This window comes from Streptomyces fuscichromogenes, from assembly GCF_014645815.1.
Classification (GTDB): Bacteria; Actinomycetota; Actinomycetes; order Streptomycetales; family Streptomycetaceae; genus Streptomyces; species Streptomyces fuscichromogenes.
The window spans coordinates 1-19,644 of sequence record NZ_BMML01000044.1 but is presented as its reverse complement, the minus strand read 5'-3'; the positions used below and the strand labels follow the sequence as shown (position 1 = coordinate 19,644).

11 protein-coding genes and 3 pseudogenes are annotated in these 19,644 nt (G+C 66.5%); 5 read left to right on the top strand and 9 right to left on the bottom strand.

Translation table 11 applies throughout. From position 1 onward, the window contains the following. Window positions 1-470: 470 nt before the first annotated feature. A pseudogene (locus tag IEZ11_RS47415) lies at window positions 471-1,052 on the top strand (transposase); the annotation flags it as partial. A gap of 67 nt (window positions 1,053-1,119) precedes the next feature. Here the strand turns inward: IEZ11_RS47415 and IEZ11_RS47410 are convergent. From IEZ11_RS47410 to IEZ11_RS47390, 5 genes and pseudogenes are all read right to left on the bottom strand, one after another. Further along, window positions 1,120-1,857, bottom strand: coding sequence for a YoaK family protein (locus IEZ11_RS47410; RefSeq protein ID WP_189269316.1), 738 nt, complete (start codon window positions 1,855-1,857; stop codon window positions 1,120-1,122). Then, window positions 1,838-2,362 carry a DoxX family protein gene (locus tag IEZ11_RS47405; RefSeq protein ID WP_189269315.1) on the bottom strand — a complete coding sequence of 175 codons (525 nt, stop codon included), beginning with the start codon at window positions 2,360-2,362 and terminating at the stop codon, window positions 1,838-1,840. Before IEZ11_RS47405 ends, IEZ11_RS47410 begins: the two co-directional genes overlap by 20 nt. Window positions 2,363-2,415: 53 nt before the next feature. Next, the gene (locus tag IEZ11_RS47400) at window positions 2,416-3,078 is read right to left on the bottom strand and encodes a hydrolase (RefSeq protein WP_189269314.1); all 663 of its coding nucleotides are present in this window, start codon (window positions 3,076-3,078) and stop codon (window positions 2,416-2,418) included. A gap of 130 nt (window positions 3,079-3,208) precedes the next feature. Beyond that, window positions 3,209-5,098, bottom strand: coding sequence for an amidohydrolase (locus IEZ11_RS47395; protein ID WP_189269313.1), 1,890 nt, complete (start codon window positions 5,096-5,098; stop codon window positions 3,209-3,211). Window positions 5,099-6,998: 1,900 nt separating this feature from the next. Then, a pseudogene (locus IEZ11_RS47390) lies at window positions 6,999-7,217 on the bottom strand (transposase); the annotation flags it as partial. 455 nt (window positions 7,218-7,672) lie between these two features. Here IEZ11_RS47390 and IEZ11_RS47385 point away from each other — a divergent pair. Beyond that, window positions 7,673-8,602: an SCO0930 family lipoprotein gene (locus IEZ11_RS47385; protein WP_229713857.1), complete on the top strand. Its 930-nt coding sequence runs from the start codon at window positions 7,673-7,675 to the stop codon at window positions 8,600-8,602. Between the two features lie 228 nt (window positions 8,603-8,830). On the opposite strand, the pseudogene IEZ11_RS47380 reads toward IEZ11_RS47385, so the two are convergent. Both IEZ11_RS47380 and IEZ11_RS47375 read right to left on the bottom strand, forming a co-directional pair. Further along, window positions 8,831-10,544, bottom strand: a pseudogene (locus tag IEZ11_RS47380) (IS1634 family transposase). 443 nt (window positions 10,545-10,987) lie between these two features. Next, on the bottom strand, window positions 10,988-12,415 hold the full coding sequence (locus IEZ11_RS47375; protein WP_189269312.1) for a hypothetical protein: 1,428 nt from the start codon (window positions 12,413-12,415) through the stop codon (window positions 10,988-10,990). Between the two features lie 201 nt (window positions 12,416-12,616). Here IEZ11_RS47375 and IEZ11_RS47370 point away from each other — a divergent pair, with 201 nt between their 5' ends. The 3 genes from IEZ11_RS47370 (at window position 12,617) to IEZ11_RS47360 (ending at window position 18,222) form a co-directional block, all read left to right on the top strand. Beyond that, on the top strand, window positions 12,617-12,910 hold the full coding sequence (locus tag IEZ11_RS47370; protein WP_189269311.1) for a WXG100 family type VII secretion target: 294 nt from the start codon (window positions 12,617-12,619) through the stop codon (window positions 12,908-12,910). Window positions 12,911-12,999: 89 nt separating this feature from the next. Then, a complete protein-coding gene (locus IEZ11_RS47365) occupies window positions 13,000-17,406 on the top strand; it encodes a type VII secretion EssC family protein (RefSeq protein ID WP_189269310.1) in 4,407 nt (1,468 codons plus the stop codon). Between the two features lie 225 nt (window positions 17,407-17,631). Next, window positions 17,632-18,222 carry a malonic semialdehyde reductase gene (locus IEZ11_RS47360; protein WP_189269309.1) on the top strand — a complete coding sequence of 197 codons (591 nt, stop codon included), beginning with the start codon at window positions 17,632-17,634 and terminating at the stop codon, window positions 18,220-18,222. 363 nt (window positions 18,223-18,585) lie between these two features. Here IEZ11_RS47360 and IEZ11_RS47355 read toward each other — a convergent pair whose 3' ends face one another. Both IEZ11_RS47355 and IEZ11_RS47350 read right to left on the bottom strand, forming a co-directional pair. Then, entirely contained in the window at window positions 18,586-19,260 is a 675-nt protein-coding gene (locus tag IEZ11_RS47355; RefSeq protein ID WP_229713852.1) for a hypothetical protein, read from the bottom strand. Then, entirely contained in the window at window positions 19,257-19,550 is a 294-nt protein-coding gene (locus tag IEZ11_RS47350) for a hypothetical protein (protein ID WP_189269308.1), read from the bottom strand. The genes IEZ11_RS47355 and IEZ11_RS47350 overlap by 4 nt, the downstream gene beginning before the upstream one ends. Between the last annotated feature and the right edge of the window lie 94 nt (window positions 19,551-19,644).

Below are 19,644 nucleotides of genomic sequence, written 5' to 3'. Positions count from 1 at the left end.
ATATTTCCACCGACCCCATTCCCTGGTACCCGAACCCGAGTCAGGAGTGCTCCGAGACTCACATCGCGTCGACCAGGCTTCCGGGTCGCATGTCAGACCACAGAATGCGGGTATGTCTCGCTTGTCTCCTGAGGCGGCGTGGTCGTGTCACCTTCAGCCCTCCGCGACTGTGTATGAGTGGCGTACCGCTCAAGAGACCAGTAACCGACATACGGTACGGGGCGCCATGTCACGGCGCTCCAGATGCCAGGGGAAGTGAAATGTCAACCAGAACGGCACTTCCTGCCTACTAAACGATATCCGGCCTCGGAAGGTTCAACAGCGTTGGGGGGTAAATCTAGTGGCGGATCTGACGATCATGGGGGAGACGTCAGGTGGCTGACGCTGTCGTGGAGTTGGAGACCGTGGAGCCTGCCGTGGGTGCCTCGCCTGGGCTGTCTGCGTCCGTGTCGGACGAGCAGTTGGTCGCGATGCTGGTGGAGCGTGCCCGGTCGCAGGGGCTGCAGCTGACCGGGCAGGGCGGGCTGCTGCGGCAGCTCATCATGCGGGTTCTGGAGTCTGCCGTGGAAGGTGAGATCACCGATCACCTCGGCTACGAGAAGCACGATGCCGGCGGCCGGGGCAGCGGCAACTCCTGCAACGGGGGCCGGGCCAAGACCGTGCTGACCGGCGTCGGGCCGGTCGAGGTCAAGGTGTCGCGGGACACTGCGGGCACGTTCGAGCCGCGTGGTCAGGAAGCGGCAGCGGCGGCTGACCGGAGCCGGCGAGATGGTGCTGTCGCTCTCGGCGAAGGGCCTCACTCATGGGGAGGTCGCGGCTCACCTGGCCGAGGTCTACGGGGCGCAGGTGTCCAAGCAGGCCATCTCCACCATCACCGACAAGGTCATGGACGGCATGGCCGAGTGGCAGAGCTGTCCCCCCGGCCGCGTGTACCCCGTTTTTTTCGTCGACGCCATCAACGTCAAGATCAGGGACGGGCAGGTCGCGAACCGTCCCGTCTACGTGGTGAGGGCGGTGAGGGCGGTGACGGCACCCGCGACATCCTCGGTATCTGCGTTCCGCGTATTGTGCTGCTGCGCGCCGACTTCATGGTGGTGCGGTGCTTCTGCTGGGCTGGTGTCAGGGGGATGGTCGGGTCCAGGCGGCGTGTGCGGTCGAGAGACGGTGGGTGGACGCTGAGGTGGCTGCGATCAGTGCCAGTGTCAGGACCAGGGCGAGGACCAGGTGCTTGTGCAGCACGAGTTGGGCTCCGGCCAGGGCGCCGAGGAACATGGCGAGCACGGAGAGGATCCGGCGGCCGGGGCGCGGTGCCTCGCCACCGGCAAGTGTGGAGTCCGCGGCCAGGCCCGTCAGGGTCAGGGTGAGAACGGTTGTGGTGAGGTCCGGGACCCCAAGACGCCGCGCGACCGCGTTCTGCAAGCCCATCGCAAGCCCTAGGAACACGATCAAGCTGTACTTGACGGCGATGGTGACCCGCCCGTCCGCCGCTGCGGCGACCACCACGACGACCGCGACCAGGACAGTCTGCACGGCCGTCGCCATACGCAGCAGATGCCCGCGATGCACGGCGAAGCGCGTGCCGAGCCTGCCCCCTGCGAGGGCACCGAGGAGGAACGCGGCTAACGAGACGACGGACGCGAGCGCGGACAGGCCATCGGCGCTGGCCAGGGCGAATCCCAGGAAGACCACATTGCCGGTCATGTTGGCAACGAAGACGTGCCCGAGTGCCAAGTAGCTCACGGAGTCGACCAGCCCGGTGGTCACCGTCAGGGCCAGCATCAGGGGAGGCAGCGGTCCGTGACGTTCCTCTCCGCGCGGTATCAGCGTGCGGACCGCGTCATTCAGCAGTGTGCGCATACGACGTCCCTTCTGCTGTGGTGGCCGGCCGGTGCAGCACCACGCGGGTCAGCAGTGCGCTCGCCGGCCCGACCACGATCGCGACGACCGCTGCCCACACCGGCCAGGGAGTGATGGCCAGCGTGTGATCCACCGACCACTGTCCTGGCCCGGTGAGGGCCAGCGTGGCGGAGGCCACGACGAGGACGAGGGGGTATTCGTATCCGTCGTTCTGCACCCACAGTCCCTTGGGCCACTTCACGCTGCCCGCGACCGTCATCACGCCCATCGCGGCCATTGCCGCCAGGGGCGTGAGCAAGCCCGCGGTCAGGAACAGACCAGAACCGATCTGACTGGCTCCCGCGGCGAGTGCGGTTAACCGACCGCCGCGGAATCCGTCGCGGCGGAACTCCTCGGTCCCGCCTGCCAAGCCGTTTCCTCCGAGCCGGAAGCTCACCTTCTGCACTCCGTGACCGGCGATGAGCAATCCCACCACCAGCCTGAGGACCAACAGTCCAGCGTCCATCGTGTTCCTGTCTGTTCCTGACTTACATCGTCACTGCGGGTGAACCGGCGTGATCAGCCGGCGGCGTGGGAGCCGATGACGGCCTGGGCGTAGACGACTCCGAGGCCGTAGGCGCCGGCGTGCTCCTTCACCACGTCCATGACCGCCCCGTAGGTCTCGGCGCGGGCCCAGTCGCGCTGGAGTTCGAGGAGCACCTGCACCCAGGTCACCGGGGTTGCGCCGCTCTGCACCATGCGCTGGATGGCGTGCTCGTGGGCCTGCGGGGTGACACCGCCGGACGCATCAGCGACCACGTAGACCTCGTAGCCCTGGGCGATGGCGGAGAGCACGGGAAGGACGACGCAGACCTCAGTCCACAGACCGGCGATGACGAGTTTCTTGCGGCCGGTCGCCTTCACCGCCTCGACGAAGGAAAGGTCTTCCCAGGCGTTCATCGTGGTGCGGTCGATGATCTTCTGCTCGGGGAAGACTTCCGCCAGCTGCGGCATGATGGGGCCGGAGAAGGACTCGGCGGCGACGGTGCTCAGCACGACCGGCACGTCGAATGCCTTGGCGGCCTTGGCCATGCCCACCGTAGAGTTGATGATCGCGGTGCGGTCGCTGCTGCCGGTACCGAAGAACATCTGCGGCTGGTGGTCCACGAAGAGCACCGCACAGTTGTCCGGGGTGAGCAGGTCGGGGCTGGGAGCCGCGGTGACCTCGGCGATGTTGACCATGGGTGTCATCCTTTTCAATAAGCGATGGCGCGGGCTCCTGCCCGTGCCGTTCGAGGAGCCGCCCGGTGGACGGCGCTGGTGGGTGGTGTCCCAGAAGAGGCGGCGTATGTGCCAAGCCACTCCCAGGAGTTCAGAGGGCGAAGCAGGGGTCGAAGGGCGTGCTTGCCGTGTCCGGGGCGAGTCCGCGGGCGATGCGCCACTGGCGGTGCTGTTCGGATTCGGCGATGGCCTCGCTGAGCGACTCCGCCTGGTGGGCGCCCGGCAGGGCCGCCCGGCGGGACGCCTGGTAGCCGCCGAAGTGCGCCACTGGGCTCCAGGCTGGATTGACGGGCGGTAGCTCCTCATCGAGGCCCTCGTACTCGGCGGCGGCGTAGACGATCCGGCCGCCAGTCACTGTCAGCAGCGACTCGATGTGCGGGATCTCCGGTTCGGGCACGGTGAAGTAGTCCTCGGACAGGACCGCCAGGTCCGCATAACAGCCTGGCCGCAGCATGCCCTTGACCTTGTCCTCGCCGGTCAGCTCGGCGCCGGCGCGCGTGAACATCGCCAGCGCCGTCTGCCGGTCCACGCGGTTGGTCGGCGGGCGGAGCGTCAGATCGGCGACGGTGCGGCCGCTGACGAGCCAGTGCAGGGCGACCCAGGGATTGTATGTGGAGACCCGGGTCGCATCGGTGCCGGCAGCCACGGTCAGTCCGCGGTCCAGCATGGCTCGGATCGGCGGGGCGTCCGCTGCGGCACCGGGACCGTAGCGCTGCACGAACGCCTCGCCCTGGAAGGACAGGCGGTTCTGCACGGACACGGCTCCGCCGAGGGTGGCGATACGGTCGAGGCTGTTCGCAGAGACGGTTTCCGCGTGGTCGAACAGCCACCGGTTCCCGGCCGGGAATAGCCCTTCCGCGGCGAGTTTCTCGAACACCGCTAGGTCACGGCGAATTGTTTCGTCGTACGTGGCGTGCAACCGGAAACCCCACCCGTTCTCCATGAGTAGGCGAACCGCTTTCTCGAACTCAGCCTCGTAATCCGGGGTGAGTTCTGGGCGTGGTTGGCTGAAGTTTTCGAAATCGGCGGCGGCCCAGGTGAGATTTTCACCCGCGCCGTTTAGACGCAACCATTCGCCTCCGTCCCCGGGACGGACCATTTCGATCCAGCGGGCGAGGTCCTCGATCTCCTGACCGGGAGTCTGCGGGAACAGATGATAGGCGATGCGTAACGAGAGCAGTCCGGCCTTGGCCAGTTCGATGACGGTGGCGTAGTTGTCGGGGAAGTTCTGGAAACCACCGGCGGCGTCAATCGCCGAGGTCAGGCCGAATCTGTTCAACTCGCGCAGGAAGTGGCGCGTGGAGGTCTTCTTGTCCTCGCCCTCCAGCGCCGGCGCCTTGGACAGCGTCGAGTAGAGGATGAGGGCGCTGGGAGCGGCCAGGAGCATGCCGGTCGGTTCCCCGTCCCGCCCACGCACGATCTGGCCGCCCTTGGGGTCGGGCGTGTCTTTGGTGAACCCTGCGGCCTTGAGCGCCGCCCGGTTCAGCACGGCCGACTGGTACAGGTGCAGGACGAACACCGGGGTATCGGGGGCGGCGGCGTTCAGTTCGGCGACGGTCGGCAGCCGATGTTCGGCGAACTGCTCGGCGGACCAGCCGCCAACCACCCGCACCCACTGGCCCTTCGGGGTACGAGCGGCCTGCTCCCGCAACATCGCCAAGCCTTGGCGCAGGCTGCGCACGCCGTCCCAGCGCAGTTCCAGAACGTAGTTGAGGCCGCCGCGAATCACGTGCAGGTGGGCGTCGTTGAGGCCGGGGATCACCCGCCGCCCGAGCGCATCGACCACCTTCGTGACCGCGCCGAGGTGGGGAGCCACGTCCTTGTCGTCGCCGACGACCGTGACGGCGCCGTCGCGGATGGCGAGCGCCTGTGCCTGCGGGCGGCTCGGATCCCCTGTATGGATCTTCGCGTTGCGGATGACAAGGTCCGCGACATCGCGGGTGGCATGCGGAACGAGCCCACCGACCGGCATTGCTGACATCTCTTGAAAACCCCTCCGGAAAAAGACTTCGAATAAGATTACGGCCTGGCGATGGCGGACGAGGGTAATTCAACCGCACATAAATTCCCGATTATTCAAATCGAATCGAATCGAGAGTAAATTTCTACCGACACTCGCCGTGCCCTGAGATCAGATTAAGTCCTGCGCGTGTGGGGCTGCGTACGCTCCGCCATCACGATAGGATCGATGCGCTTTCAGCGTACCGGATTTTCCCTCACGGTACACTGATGCGTCCGAGCCTTGAATGGCATAGGATGGACGGATTTTAGCAGCGCGTTGCGAGTATGACAGCAGTTCCCTGCGGGTAATTTCCGTGCGCTCGACGATTTTACGTGACGTTCAGCGAACGGAAGGAACTTGGCGGGATCATGGCCATATCTCCGAAATGAGCAACGTCCCCGTGAATATTCCGCCCTATCCACATGTCCGATGTCGCCCAGCTGGTTTCAGCCAGAGCTAAAGACGTGGCCCGCGGGACGAGCTGAACAAGGGTGACAGCTGCGCGGACGAGCAGCTGTCGTCCAAGCGGCTGTCTTCCCGCTCGATCCGGAACCTGTTCGGTCCGGTCTATCAGGGAGACCGCGACGCTCAGGGCCGCGGCCGACAAGCCGGCGATCAGGGCCGCAACCGGGGAGTGTGCTGCCACCAGGACAGCGGGATGGCTGCTGCTTCACGATGCTCGACCATGGCAAAGGCTCAACCGGATTGGCCGCCGGTGCTCTCTCGCCGGTCTGTGACAGCACCGGCTTGTCGGGGGTGCGGGCTGCACGCGACCAGGCGGCACCGGCCAGCCGGGGCTGGGATCCCCAGCCCGCGCACACGACCGCCAGCACGACCAGGGCACAACTCAGCATGGACTGCCGGGTGAGCGGCTCCTCCAGAGGGGAGCCGTCGGGGACCTGGTGCGGTCCGGACCGACTGCGAGTACGCAGATGCCCAGCAGTGAACTCCACACAAGGACGATGGAGATGACCAGGGAGGCTGTCGAGGAGGCCACGTACCGTTCCGCCGCTGCGACGCCACCCATACCGAGGACGAAAGGCAGGATCCCCACCCACGCCGATCGCCACAGTTGGCATGTACTTGGCAGCCCGTGGCGATGCAATCCGCACAGCGGCATACCAGCCAACAGAAAGGGGGCGGAGCGAAATCCTCTAGGGCAAAATTTACCGCCAGATATGCCGCGTCCAAGATCAACCAGGTCACTTTCAGGCGTAATGCGACATTCCAGGCGGACGATTCCCTGTTCACCATGCAATCAGTGTACGAGATAAATCGCCCCGGCGACGAGGATGGAGGCGCTTTACGTTCGTGCACACGCACAAACAATTTCGCGATTCAAGTGATGGTAAAAAACTTCTTTACTGTTTGATTGTTCGCGCCGGTCGTGCCGCCAAGGGACCCGGGGCAGGAAAAGTGCCCACGTCAATACGCAGCACTCAATGAGTCGCCGTACGCGCCGCCGCTGTCAATACATGGCCTGTTACGAGTACGTATCTCGGTCGCCACGAGCTGGATAAAGCGCGATTAATGCGCTGTTCTCGCCGTGTGCCATCGAGAGCTGAGGTACGTGAACTCGGCGGCACATGGCATGCGATGGCCGTTATGGTAAGGAGCCTTTTTCGTCGCCTCGAAGGCATAGTCGGTCAAGCGACTCGATGCGGCTGCGCGCATATGCATCGCATCCGGTTTCGACTTTCCAGGAGAATCACGATCCTATCGGGTGATGTGCTCGAATTCTGTCGCGAGGCCGTTTCCTGAACCCCAGGGTCGAAGTCCGTGAGCCGGGACAGCCGTATCTCCCCCGCCTTTCGGGGTTCGGGAGGGCGTGGAGCCGGTCCAGGGCATCGGTGATCACGTCGGTCCAGGGCCAGTGCGCCGCGAGGCAGTCCCCGCCCAGCGCGACCGCCAGGGCCACGTCCAGCAGGATCTTGCCCGGATCGTGCACCGCCCGAGGCTTCCGCCACGGCGTCAGCGCCGCGGATATCGCGGTGTGCAAGCCAGCCTTGCGGACGCTCCCGACCAGCAACACACCCCCGGCCTGCGAGACCACCGTCTGGGCGGCGCCCTCGACGCGGACACGCGGGTACGACCCGATACGCTTCTTCGCCTGGAGAGTGCTTCTTTCCGTGCAGCCAACAGAACCCTAGACAAGTCCCATCGTTGCAGCTCAGGAGCGCTCTCTGCTTATTTGATCAAACCTCGGACACCCTCACGAGTGACCATGAGCTTCGGTTGATCACGGACCACGCCTTCGCCATCCAGCTCCAGCCGCTTCTGTCGCAGGAGCCGGGTTCCCCCTCCGGACCAGAAAGCAGCCCGTCGGAGCAACACGGTCACAGTGTCCTGCCCGGCCACCGGGATCAGCTCCCCGCGTCCGTGGATGCCCGGGCGCGCGGAACCGGCGCAGGATGCCAGGCTACGACGGTCGACACACCGCGGAGCACCCATCATTCCGAGCCAGCACGTCGAACAATTTGGCATGTCTGCAACGTGTGTATGGCGATGCTGTCACAGCAGGATGTGGGAGCACTGAGATCGTGAGGACTGTTCGTGACAAGGCTTGAACAACGGATGAAAATCGCAGCTGGGGCACTCGTACTTGCCTCTCTGCTGTCCGCGTGCGGCTCCACGCAGGCAGCGCAGCCGGGCAGTGCGCCGAAGGCCAGCACGACGCTGAACAGCGTTCCCTCCTTGAACGTTTCAGAACGGAACGCCGAAGCAGCCGCTCCCACGGCTGTGTCCGTGCGGGTCGACGGCAACCTCAAGTCTGTGGTGGTCGACGAGAATGGAAAGACGCTGTACGTCTCTGCCAAGGACAAAGCGGCTTCAGGCAAGTCGAGTTGCGATGACACGTGCGCCAAGACGATGGTGCCCGTCCCCGCAGACGATGTCACACCGGGCACAGGCATCAACAAAGACCTTCTGGGGTCGATAACCAGGGTAGATGGTTCGAAGCAGCTGACTCTCGGAGGAAAGCCGCTTTACTCCTACGCAGAGGATGAAGCAGGCGAGACCAAGGGGCAGGGGTTCCAGAAGACGTGGTACGCGGCGGCTCCGGACGGCGCCAAGGCAGGGGTGAGCAGGCCGGCTCTGGGCGTACTCGACAGCCCCAAGCTGGGTCGCGTCCTTCAAGACAAGAACGGTCATACCCTCTACCTCTTCACCAAGGACACCCCGTGGCCGATGCAGACGGCCTGTGATGCCACGTGCCTCCAGAAGTGGACCCCGAGTGCACCGGTCACCGCTGCCGATGCCAAGGCCGTCGGTCTCAGTCCAGAGATTCTCTTCACTTTCACCACGCCCAATGGCACGAAGCAGGAATCCTTCAACTGCTGGCCGGCCTACACCTTCAAGGGAGACAAGGCGCCTGGCCAGACGAACGGCCAAGGGGTAGGTGGAGTCTGGTTCGCGATCAAGGCCGACATCCCCAAGAGTGACAGAGGCAAGACAGTCCCTGCCGCCGGCCGGGACCAGTACTGACACCTGACACGGACAGACGCGGGGGTCGGTCCGATCACGGCAAAGGCCGCTGGTCGGTGACCATGCTGTCGCCGAGTCGAGTGCAGGGCTCGGCGACGTTCGACACGCAGAAGTCCCCAGGTTCGACGTAATTCGGCAGCCTGGAGTCCCGAATCTGGGGTCTGACCAGGGCGGACATGCGTGTGTCCGCCTGGAGGGCGTTTCTCTAGGCGGTGGTGTTCACGCTGGTCAGCAGGGTGCGGGCTGAAGCGCGACGATCTGCTTGGGGACGGGGATCTCCAGCTTCGCGAGCAGGTCTCGCTGGGCCTTGGTCAGGGCGGTGACCTGCTGGAACGTTCCGGTGGAGCCGGTGAAGGTGCCCAGATGGAGCCGGTCGAGCTCACGTCGGATCTGCGGCCAGGTGCTGCCGGTGGTGGTCTCGGTGATCCGGATGAGGAGGAGGGCGAGCCAGCACAGGATGACGTGGGCGCGGATGCGTTCTTCGAGCCGGTGGTAGACAGGCCGCAGGTCGATGATCTGCTTCATGTCGCGCCAGCCGCGCTCGACTTCCAGCAGTTGCTTGTAACCCAGGGCGATGTCCTCGGCGCTCAGGTGGGGGTCTGAGCAGCGCAGGAGGTACTTCCCGTCGAGGTTCTCCTCCGCTTTGATCTTCGCCTGGTCGATGCGGAGCTTGCCGACCGGGGTGGCGCGAAGGCAGCGGTTCAGGCCGGGCTTGTCGGCGATCCGTCCGCGTAGTTCGCCCCGCTTGAAGTCGCTGAGCTTGTCCGTGTCGGCGATCAAGTCTGTCAGTTGGGCGACGAGTTGTTCACGCATGTGCCGGTCACGCTCGGCCGCCTCGGGGTTGTGGCAGATCACGAACCGGTCGGTGTCGCTGATCCGCACCTCCTTGACGCGCATGTTCTCGGCGACGTCCTGGTAGCGGCCCTGCCGGGACAGGGCGGCCTGCACTTCGGGACTTCCCGAACGGAGCTTCTCGCCGATGATGTAGGCGTGGTCGCCCTTCCGCAGGTGGCGGCGGTTCTCTGCGGAGGAGAAGCCGCGGTCGGCCACCCACACGATCTTGGACAGGGTCCAGTCCCGCATCTCGTCCTTGACCTGGCGTATCAGCGTCTGGTCGGAGGCGTTGCCCGGCCAGCACCAGCAGCGGACAGGGATCCCGTCCCTGGTGACCGCCATGCCGATCACGATCTGCGGCAGGTCGTCGCGGGAGTCCTTCGACTTGCCGTAGGTGCGGAATCCGGCCTGCTTTGCGTCGTCGCCTGCCTGGTCGCCGTCCAGCTTGCGGCCGGTATCGTCGCGGGCAACCGGTTCGTCGGGCTCCTCCAGTTCGAAGTAGGTGCTGGTGGTGTCGAAGAACAGCAGGTCGACCTCCAGGTTCAGCAGGTCCGCGACCTCGTCGAACACCTGCTTCTCCAGGTCGCCGGTCACCTCGTGCAGCCAGTCCATCGCCCGGTAGCAGGTCTGTTCGCCGGTGGCGGCCAGGCCGTCTATGTGTACGTCGTTCGTGATCCACTCCGCCGCCGCGAGCTTCGAGGACGGGGCCAGGGCGCGGTTGGCGACCAGGGCGAACAGCACCCGCTCGGTCGCGGTCATGTCCCGGCGGCGGCCCCGCTTGGGCTGCCCGACCCGGCCGACGATCTGGTCGATCCGCAGCCGGCGCCACAGCTGGTCGAGCACGTAGGCGCCGCCGAACGGCACCGAGGAGGTGAACTCCAGGTCCGGCGCTGCGGTCGCCGTCAGCGCGTCGCCCGGCTCCAGCAGCTTCGATAGAGACGCGACCAGGCGCCTGACCGCGTCGCGGTCCAGGTCGTCCTCGCGGCCGAAGGTGAACAGCACCTTCGGCACCGCCCGTCCCTTCACCGGATCCCACTCGTTGTGGGCCAGGTGCAGGTTACCGGACCGTGCCGGACTTGTTCTCCCGCTTCGTCGTCTTCACGTACACAGCTCCAGACGATATGCCGAAGCAACAGGCCGCCACAGGTTAATCAAGAAAATCGCGTCTCCAGGCACTTTCAGGCGCTTGCCCCCATCGCAGCTCGATGACCTGCACCTTCAGCCCTGCAAGACCTCTAGAACCCGCGAATTACGTCGAACCCGGGGCAAAGACAAGAGGAGTGGCGTCCCGGGCAGGTGGTCGACCGGCCGACTTGGCGAGCGTCCGCACGAAGCATTGGGGCTGCGACTCAGCCCACCATGTTTCCCTTGACGTCATGCATGGGGCTGTGACCCAATGCAGGAGCTCAGAGGGTCTGCAATCGGCGAGCGTTGCAGAGGCCGAAGTCCACGACTTTCTGCCGTACCTGCGCTGAGGCCCTCCGAAGACGTCACGCCGTGGCAAGCCGGGCGCACGGCGGTGTTCTGATCAGGACCGCCGCCTAACCCGCATCAGGCCGGCACGGTCAGCCGTAGAGGCAGGACGGGGACCGTTACGCATCCCTCCTCGTCCGCGTGCCATTGCCAGTGGGCGCCGACGGCGTCCCCGTAGACAAATCCCGTCCACCCGGAACCCTGCGGGCCGCAGAGAGCCTCGAGTTCAGCTGTCTCGCGCGGCCCTGGGGTACCGGCCACGACGACCACGCCGACAACAGGGTGCCGGTTCGAGGGGGAACGGATGATGCTCGGCGTCGTGGTGTCCGCACGCAGGAGGGGCTGTTCGACTCGGGGAAGCTGCCTCAGCGTTGGCGGCACGGCGGGAAGCGGCGAGCCGTCTGCCCCGCCCAGTACGGTTATGGGAGTCTCCGGACGATTGCGAGCGACCTCGGCCAACAGGTTCTGCACCACGTCACGGGCCACGGCGGCATTTCCTGTCACGCTGAGCACGCCGTCGAGCCGGCTGAGGTCGACGAAGACCGGGCAGTCGGCCTCGTCCGTGCCCACTCTGACCAGGAGCGCTTCACCTGTGTTGGCTTGGGGGACGGCGTCGGGCCGGTCCAGCCAGCCGACGTTGGACGCGGAACGCTGCCAGCACGCGCCGTCGACGAGGGCCCAGGTGTCGTCAGGGGCTTCCGCTGTATCCAGCCACGCCATCGCGCCGGATTCGTCCACCCGCAGAGCGTGGACGGGCACGGCAGGCCGCTGAGGGGTGGCCGCGAAATCGCCGAGGGCTTCGTAGGCCCGTCGCACCGAGTCGGCGTCTGCCGCGAAGCGAGAGCCGATGGAGCGACGTACAGCGAGACGGCGTCGACGCCGAGCAGGATCGCCTAGTCGGCGCATCGCTCGGCCGAAGGCAGCTGCCCAGGCCTTGATCCCTCGGCGACTCACGATGGCCGCCGTCACCAGGGCGAGCACGAACGCGCTGGCCACCGCGATGGCGGAGGCCAGGGGGATGGTGAACACGGCGGTGTTCCCGGTGGACGAACTGCCATCCGTCGGCGCGGCCGTTCCATCGACCTGGTTGCCGGAACCTGCGGTCTGACCTCCCGAAGTGTCCCTCGCCAGCTGTACGTCAGGACCCGAGGCATCTTCAGGCAATCGCAGAATCCAGCCCGGATGCAGTGCTTCGTCAGGGCTGTTCAGACTGCTGCCGTCCTTCTGGGTGAGACCGCGGTTGAGAGTGAAGATGTCACCGGCTCGTGACTCGTCACCGAGAGTGGATTTAGCGATCGCTCCCAGAGTGACCAGCGTGCCGCCCGTCTGCGCGGGATCCTGCACCACGAACACCTTGACCAGGTCTCCGTCGGCGGCCATCGCAGCAGCAGGTGCACCGAACACGGCGAGGCACACGAGCAACAGCCCTGTCAAGGCCTGCAGCAGGCGGCGCGCCGTGGCCAGTCGTGCACCGCTCCCGGGCCTGGATCCGGGACTGTCACTCATTGTGTCCACCTAGGTTTCTGGCATGGGCATGTGCCGACTACACGGCACAGCCCGGCGGAAAGGTTCGACGATCGGGCGCACACATCTGTTTGCCGCAGTTGAACCTTCCGGTCGGCCAGTGTCGTGTATGCGGCGACGCCACCCGGGAGACCACGGACCGTGGCACGGGGGCTGACTCACGTATCGATAAGGAGCAGTGCCATGCCCAATTTCAACGTCAACTCCGACGAAACCGCCAGCACCTCCCAGGCCCTCCTGAGTGACTTTCAGCAGCTCACGGACAAGCTCTCCGAGGTCAGGAACAAGATTCAGAGCCTCCTGTCCAACGGCTACAGCACCCCTGCGGCCCAGCAGAAGTTCTCGCCGTTCTTCGACGAGTTCGCCAAGGGCTTCCAGCAGGTGAACGACTCGCTGCAGGGCATCGGTCAGTACGTGAAGTCGGTCGGTGACGCGTTCGACCAGACGGACAGTGACCTCGGAAACAACCTGAACTGACCGCCGCTGCGGCCGAAGCGGTGTAAGGCCAGGCCCTCCGCGATCCGGCACCCCACCTCCCTCTAGAGAGAAGACGACCAGCAGTGCGATTGACCGTCAGTGTTCGAGAGACGCAGGACGACGGGGTGTCGACCACCGTTGCCGTCGAGACCGAACCTTCCGTGCCAGTGGGCCAGTTTGCCGCGGAACTTGCGCGGTCGGTCGGAGCCTTGTCCATGGAGTCGACCATGGGGGAGGAGGGTGGTGGGCCGACGCTCTACGTCGGCTCGGTCCCCGCGGACCCCGGCACCACCATCCAGGAAGCGGGAATCCGCGATGGCATGGACCTCGGCCTCGGCATTCCCGTACCCGGAGAGCCAGCTCCGGAGGGCCGTACCGAAGTCCGGTTGGTGTCGGGTCCCGGTGCCGGCACTGTGTTCCGCTTGATGCCGGGCGATTACGACATCGGCGGTTCACCGACCTGTCCGATCCGTCTCACCGGCGACGCACCGCCCAGGGCGGCCCGGGTCCGGGTCCGGGTCGACGGGAGCGCGCAACTGTCGGCACTTGAGGGGGTGTTGCTGGACGGCAAGCCGGTCCCGGAGGATGCGGCATGGCAGGCGGGCAGCCAGCTGGAGGTCGGAGCGCACCTGCTGGAGCTCACGGCTCAGCCCACCCGCCGGGCGCCGCTGACCGTGGCGCCCGATGGCATAGGGCTCGAGTTCAACAGGCCGCCGCGCTTCCTGCCCCCGGCGGCGGGCGCGAAATTCCGGTTGCCCGCCCCGCCGACGAAGCCGGACAAGCGGCCGATCCCGCTGCTGCCGATCTTGCTGCTCCCGGCGGGCAGCGCCACGGTGGCCATTCTGGTGACTCACCGGTGGTCATTCGTCTTCATCGCCCTTCTCTCTCCGATCGCCGCGCTGGCCAGTCAGTTCAGCGGACGCAAGCAGGCGATGGTCAAATACCTGCAGCAGAAGAAGGAGCACGAGGAGACCCTGAGCCGGGTGAAGGCCGACATCAACGACGCGGTCCTCGGTGAACAGCTCAACCTCCGGCTCTCGCTCCCTGACCCGGCGGCACTTGTGCAGATGGCGGCCCAGCCCTCCGAGCGGCTGTGGGAACGTCGCTGGAAGGATCCCGACTTCCTGTCCGTGCGCGTCGGGACCACCGACCTGCCGTCTTCCCTGACGGTGGACGACCCCACCCAGGACGAACACCGGCGCACCACCGTGCCGCGGCTGAACCAGGTTCCGGTCGCCATCTCCCTGCGCCGCTCCGGGGCAGCGGGCTTCGCAGGGCCGGACGCGACTCGGATGGCAGCCTGGGTGACGGCCCAGGCCGCCGGTCTGCACAGTCCGAGCGACTTGCGTGTCGTCGTACTGGCCGGCCCGGACGGCGAGCAGGAGTGGTCCTGGACCCGCTGGCTGCCCCACGCCCAGGCCCAGGGTGAGGACGCGTACGCTCTCGTGGGCAGCACCGCGGACTCTCTGGCGCGGCGCATCGGTGAGTTGGGGCAGCTGGTGGCGTCCCGCATCGCCGCCGGTCCGGAACTCGTCCGCGGCGGGGTGACCGGCCATCCCGACATCCTGGTCGTGCTGGAACAGGCCCGCCGTGCGCGGTCGCTTCCCGGCGTGATCTCCTTGCTGCGGGACGGCCCGTCGGTCGGCGTGTACACCTTGTGCATCGACCGCGAGGAGCAGTTGCTGCCGGAGGAGTGCGGCGCCGTGGTCGTCCTCACCCCAGGTACGCAGTCGCTTCGGCTGCGTACCGACGGCGGCGGGGCACTGGGCGGTGTGCGCGCCGACTCACCGGATCACTTCTGGTACGAACGCTTCGCGCGAGCGCTGGCTCCGCTGCGTGGCGTCGGTGACAACGACGAGAGCGCTCTGCCCGGCTCCGTTCGGCTGCTGGACCTGCTGCACATCGAACCGCCCACCCCCGACGCGTTGATGGCCGGCTGGTCGCTCGGCGGCCGCAGCACCCGAGCCGTGCTCGGTACGGGCTACGACGGGGACTTCGCGGTCGATCTCGTCCGTGACGGTCCGCACGCCCTCATCGCGGGTACCACCGGTAGTGGAAAGTCGGAGCTTCTGCAGACTCTTGTCGCCACCCTCGCGGTGGTCAACAGGCCCGACGAGATGACCTTCGTCCTGGTCGACTACAAGGGTGGCAGCGCGTTCGCGGAGTGCGCCGAATTGCCACACACCGTCGGGCTCGTCACGGACCTGGACACCCAGGAAGTGGAGCGCGCGCTGATCTCGCTCGGTGCTGAGCTTCGACGCCGTGAGACACAGCTGGCGGTGCATGGCGCCAAGGACATCGAGGACTACCTCGACAAACGTTCGCGCGGCGGCAACGTGGCACCGCCGATGCCCCGGCTCGTCCTGGTCATCGACGAGTTCGCCTCGATGGTCCGGGAACTCCCCGACTTCATCTCCGGACTGGTCAACATCGCCCAGCGTGGCCGCTCGCTCGGTATCCACCTGGTCCTGGCGACCCAGCGTCCCGGCGGGGCCGTCACCCCGGACATCCGGGCAAACACCAACCTGCGTATCGCGCTGCGCACCACGGACACCTCGGAGAGCCGGGACATCATCGACGCCCCCGACTCCGGCGAGATCTCCCCGTCCAACCCCGGGCGGGCCTACGCACGTCTCGGTCCGTCAGCGCTGCTGCCGTTCCAGTCTGGTCGGGTCGGTGGCCGACGCCCCGGCGGGAAGGCGGTGGACGACGCCCCTGTCACGGCGACCGCGGCGCCGATCTCATGGAACAGCCTCGGTGGCCCGCTGCCCGCGACGATCGTGCGAGGCTCCAAGGCGAACCAGAGCGAGGCCGTCACCGATCTCGCCGTCCTGGCCGGCGCCATCGCACGTGCGGCCGAACTCTTTGGAACGCCACGCCAGCCCAGCCCTTGGTTGCCGCCACTGCCCGAGACACTGACCTGGACACCGTCACCCTCGCCCGCGGACAGCGGCGATCGCCCGGCGGCACTGCCCCCTGTCGAGTACGGCTTGGTGGACCTTCCTGCCCAGCAGGCGCGCACAGCGTTGACGTTCGATGTCGATCGGGCGGGCCATCTGCACATTGTGGGGTCGCCGCGCAGCGGCCGCTCGCAGACACTGCGTACCCTCGCCGCGGCGCTGGCACAGGCCCACGGTGCCGACGACGTGCATCTGTACGGCATCGATTGCGGAAACGGTGCGCTCAACGCCCTGACCGCTCTGCCGCACTGTGGTGTGGTGGTGGACCGTGGCCAGATCGAACGACTCGGTCGACTCCTGGACCGACTCAACTCGGAACTCACCGTTCGCCAAGGCATTCTCGGCACTCGGGGCACCGCCGACCTCACGGAGCTGCGTGGCGCCCAGACACCAGGTGAGCGGCTCGCTCACATCGTGCTGATGATCGACCGGTTCGAGGTTTTCGAACGAGAGTTCACTCAGTACGACAACGGAAGCTACATGGAGCGTCTCCTGCGGCTGCTGCGCGACGGAGCGGGCGCCGGAATCCACGTCATCCTGGCCGGGGACCGGGTCCTGGGAGGGAGCCGCTTCTCCAGCACCACCGAGGACAAGGTCGTTCTGCGGCTCAACGACCGGCAGGACTACTCCAGCGTCGGCATTCCCACCAAGTCCGCCCCGTCACAGCCCAGCCCCGGGCGCGGCATCCGTGTACAGGATCTCAGCTCCGTGCAGATCGCCGTCTTGCGCGAGGATCTGTCCGGTACCGAGCAGGCACAGGCTCTCACCGATCTGGGCCACGAACTCGCGATTCGGGAGCAGTCCGTACCCGAGCAGCGGCGCCCGCTGCGTCTGGACCTTGTTCCCGACCGGATCACCTACGCCGACGCCATGACCCTGCACATGCCAGGGGGGCCGATGAAGCCGCTGGTGGCTGTCGGCGGCGACACCCTCACCTCGCTGGGACCAGATCTGTCCGACGTGCCGTCGTTCATCATCGGTGGGCCTCCGCGCAACGGCCGCAGCACGGCCCTGTACACCGCGTCGCTCTCCCTCCTGGCCGCTGGCGCGGGTCTGCTCGTGCTCGCTCCCCGTCGCTCGCCGCTGCGAACGCTGAAGGGGCGCCCAGGGGTGGCGTCGGTGATCACGGACGTCGAGGTGCCTGTGGACGACTTCCGCGGCGCGCTCGGTCAGATAACCGAGGAGTACGGAGTCGTCGTGGTCGATGACGCGGAACTCTTCATGGGCTCGGAGATCGACTCCGACCTGGCGCTGCTCGCGCGTGGTGGCGCCGGTGCCGGCTGGGGCGTGCTCGCGGCCGGCAATGCCGAGTCCTTGTCGTTGAGCCTTGCGGGCTGGATGGGGCAGATGAAACGCAACCGGTGCGGAATGCTCCTGTCCCCGCAGAACCTGTCCGATGGTGAGCTCATCGGAGTCAAGCTGACCCGGGGGCTGGTCGGTGCGGCTCCTCAGCCGGGCCGCGGCCTGCTGCATCTGGGCGATGGGACGCTGCGGGGCGTGCAGGTGCCCTTTGCCTATCCCGAGCCTGAGGTCTAAGGCCTGACTGAGGTGCTGAGCCCGGCTGCCGACGCGAGAGCGTGCTCCCCGTGGGGCCTGCGGTCTCGCGGCATGCAGGAGTCGGGCTCGACGAGGTCCAACGGAGTAAGTCGCTCCATCCCGCATTCATCGAATAGTCAAATTTTTGGGACGCATCATCGGCATGCCAGATGAAGCGGACCATAGTCCGGTAATTGAACCAAGAACCCCCAAGGAAGTTCAGCCATGTCTCTCTTACTCGACCCCGCCGCCCAGGACCTGCTGTTCCGTGAGGCCCGCACCGCCAACACCTTCACCGACGAGCCGGTCACCGACGAGCAGGTGCAGGCCATCTACGACCTGGTCAAGTACGGCCCGACCTCCCTGAACCAGTCGCCGCTGCGCGTCGTCCTGGTCCGCTCCCCCGAGGCGCGCGAGCGGCTGGTGCGGCACATGGCCGAGGGCAACCAGAAGAAGACCGCCACCGCCCCGCTGGTCGCGATCCTCGCCGCGGACAACGAGTTCCACGAGGAGCTGCCGCAGCTCTTCCCGCACTTCCCACAGGCCAAGGACATCTTCGCCGGCGACCGCGGGGTCCGTGAGAAGAGCGCCGCCCTGAACGCCACCCTCCAGGCCGCCTACTTCATCCTCGGCATCCGGGCCGCCGGTCTCGCCGCCGGCCCGATGGCCGGCCTCGACTTCGAGGGCGTCCAGAAGGAGTTCCTGGACGACGACCACACCCCGCTGATGGTCGTCAACATCGGTAAGCCCGGCCCGGAGGCCTGGTTCCCGCGCGGCCCGCGCCTGGCGTACGACGACGTCGTCACCACCGTCTGAGCAGTCGGTCGACGGGCGTCGACGAGACGCGGAAGGCCCCCCGGTGTCGAAGCCGTGACACCGGGGGGCCTTTGGCGTGCGTTCCGTGATGGGCGCTTACGCGGTCTTCGCTGCTCGGGCCATCGTGGTGACCGGTCGAACTGTGCCGTACCGGTCATCACCTTCGTGGGGCCCTTGGTCTCATCAAGGACCGGCGCGTCGTAGCGGCCGCCCGTGCAGCGGGTTCGGGGGCGGCCGCTGGTCTCTCCGGAGGGCATCGTCGCCCCCGTGCCCTGGCTGGCTTGGGCGACGGGGTAGGTCCGGTGCTCCGTCGATCGCTCGATCGCCTTGCGTTCCTCGCACTTCACATCGTTGGGTCCGGCGTCACGCGGCGACGGTGTCCTCGGTGTAGCGGAAGGTGCCGGAGATGGCGTCGAACAGGTCGTAGACCTCGCTCTTCAGCGGCAGGTTGGGGCTGGCCAGGGTGACCACGAGGAAATCCTGCGTAGTGCCCGGCACCGGCATCATCGTATGCATGGTCAGCAGCTTCATGTCGACGTCGGCCGTCACGCGGACTGTCTCCGTACCGGTGACCCGGGCCACCTTGCCCACGTTGGGCACCGTCGCCGTTGTGATGGCGCGGTCTGCGGGTACGGTTCCGAGCGTGGAGCTGCCGAGTTGGGCGGACAGTACGGGCAGAGTCAGCTCCTGCCCGACGGGCATGCTCACCGCGAACACCATGCCGTAGGCCAGGAAGAGCCCGTCCGGATACATGGCCGCCGTGCCCACGGCCAGCAGTGCGCCGTGGCGGCGGGCGGCCGCGGTCATTTCCCTGCCCTGGCGGAACATGTCGTTGATACGGGCCTGTTCGCCCGATGTGGTCGCTGCGGCCAGGGCGCGGGCTCGAACGTCGGCCATGGCGGCACCGGTGAGGTCGGCCTGCTGCCACTGGTCGGGGATGTCCAGCAGGAAGCCTCGCCCGGTCCTGGCCGACTGCTCGCCATGGTGGCTGTCGCCGCGGTCGGTGTGCCCGTCCTCGAAGTTGAACTTGGGTGTCATCCGTTGCTCCCGTCATCGAGGTTCGACACGGCGTCCTGGTCGGTCTTCTCGAACGAGTCCAGGATGTTGCCGATCGCGTCCTGGATCTCTTTGACCTGCTTCTTCAGACGGTTCTTGCCGTCCTCCCACTTGTTCTCGAAGTTCTGGGCGGCTCCTTTGGACAAGTCGCGGCCGAACATCGCGTCGAAGTCGAACGTGTGATGGCCGATGTCGATGAAGTCGTGGACGAAACCCAGCGTGGAGCGGGCCTCTTCGAGTTCATCACCGGGGATGACTATCTGTGACGCCATGTGTTTCCTCGATTCGTCGGCGGCGGGAACCAGCACGCACCGGGGACACGGGGCTGCGGTCCCGGATCGTTCACCGGCCGGCCGGGGCAGGCGC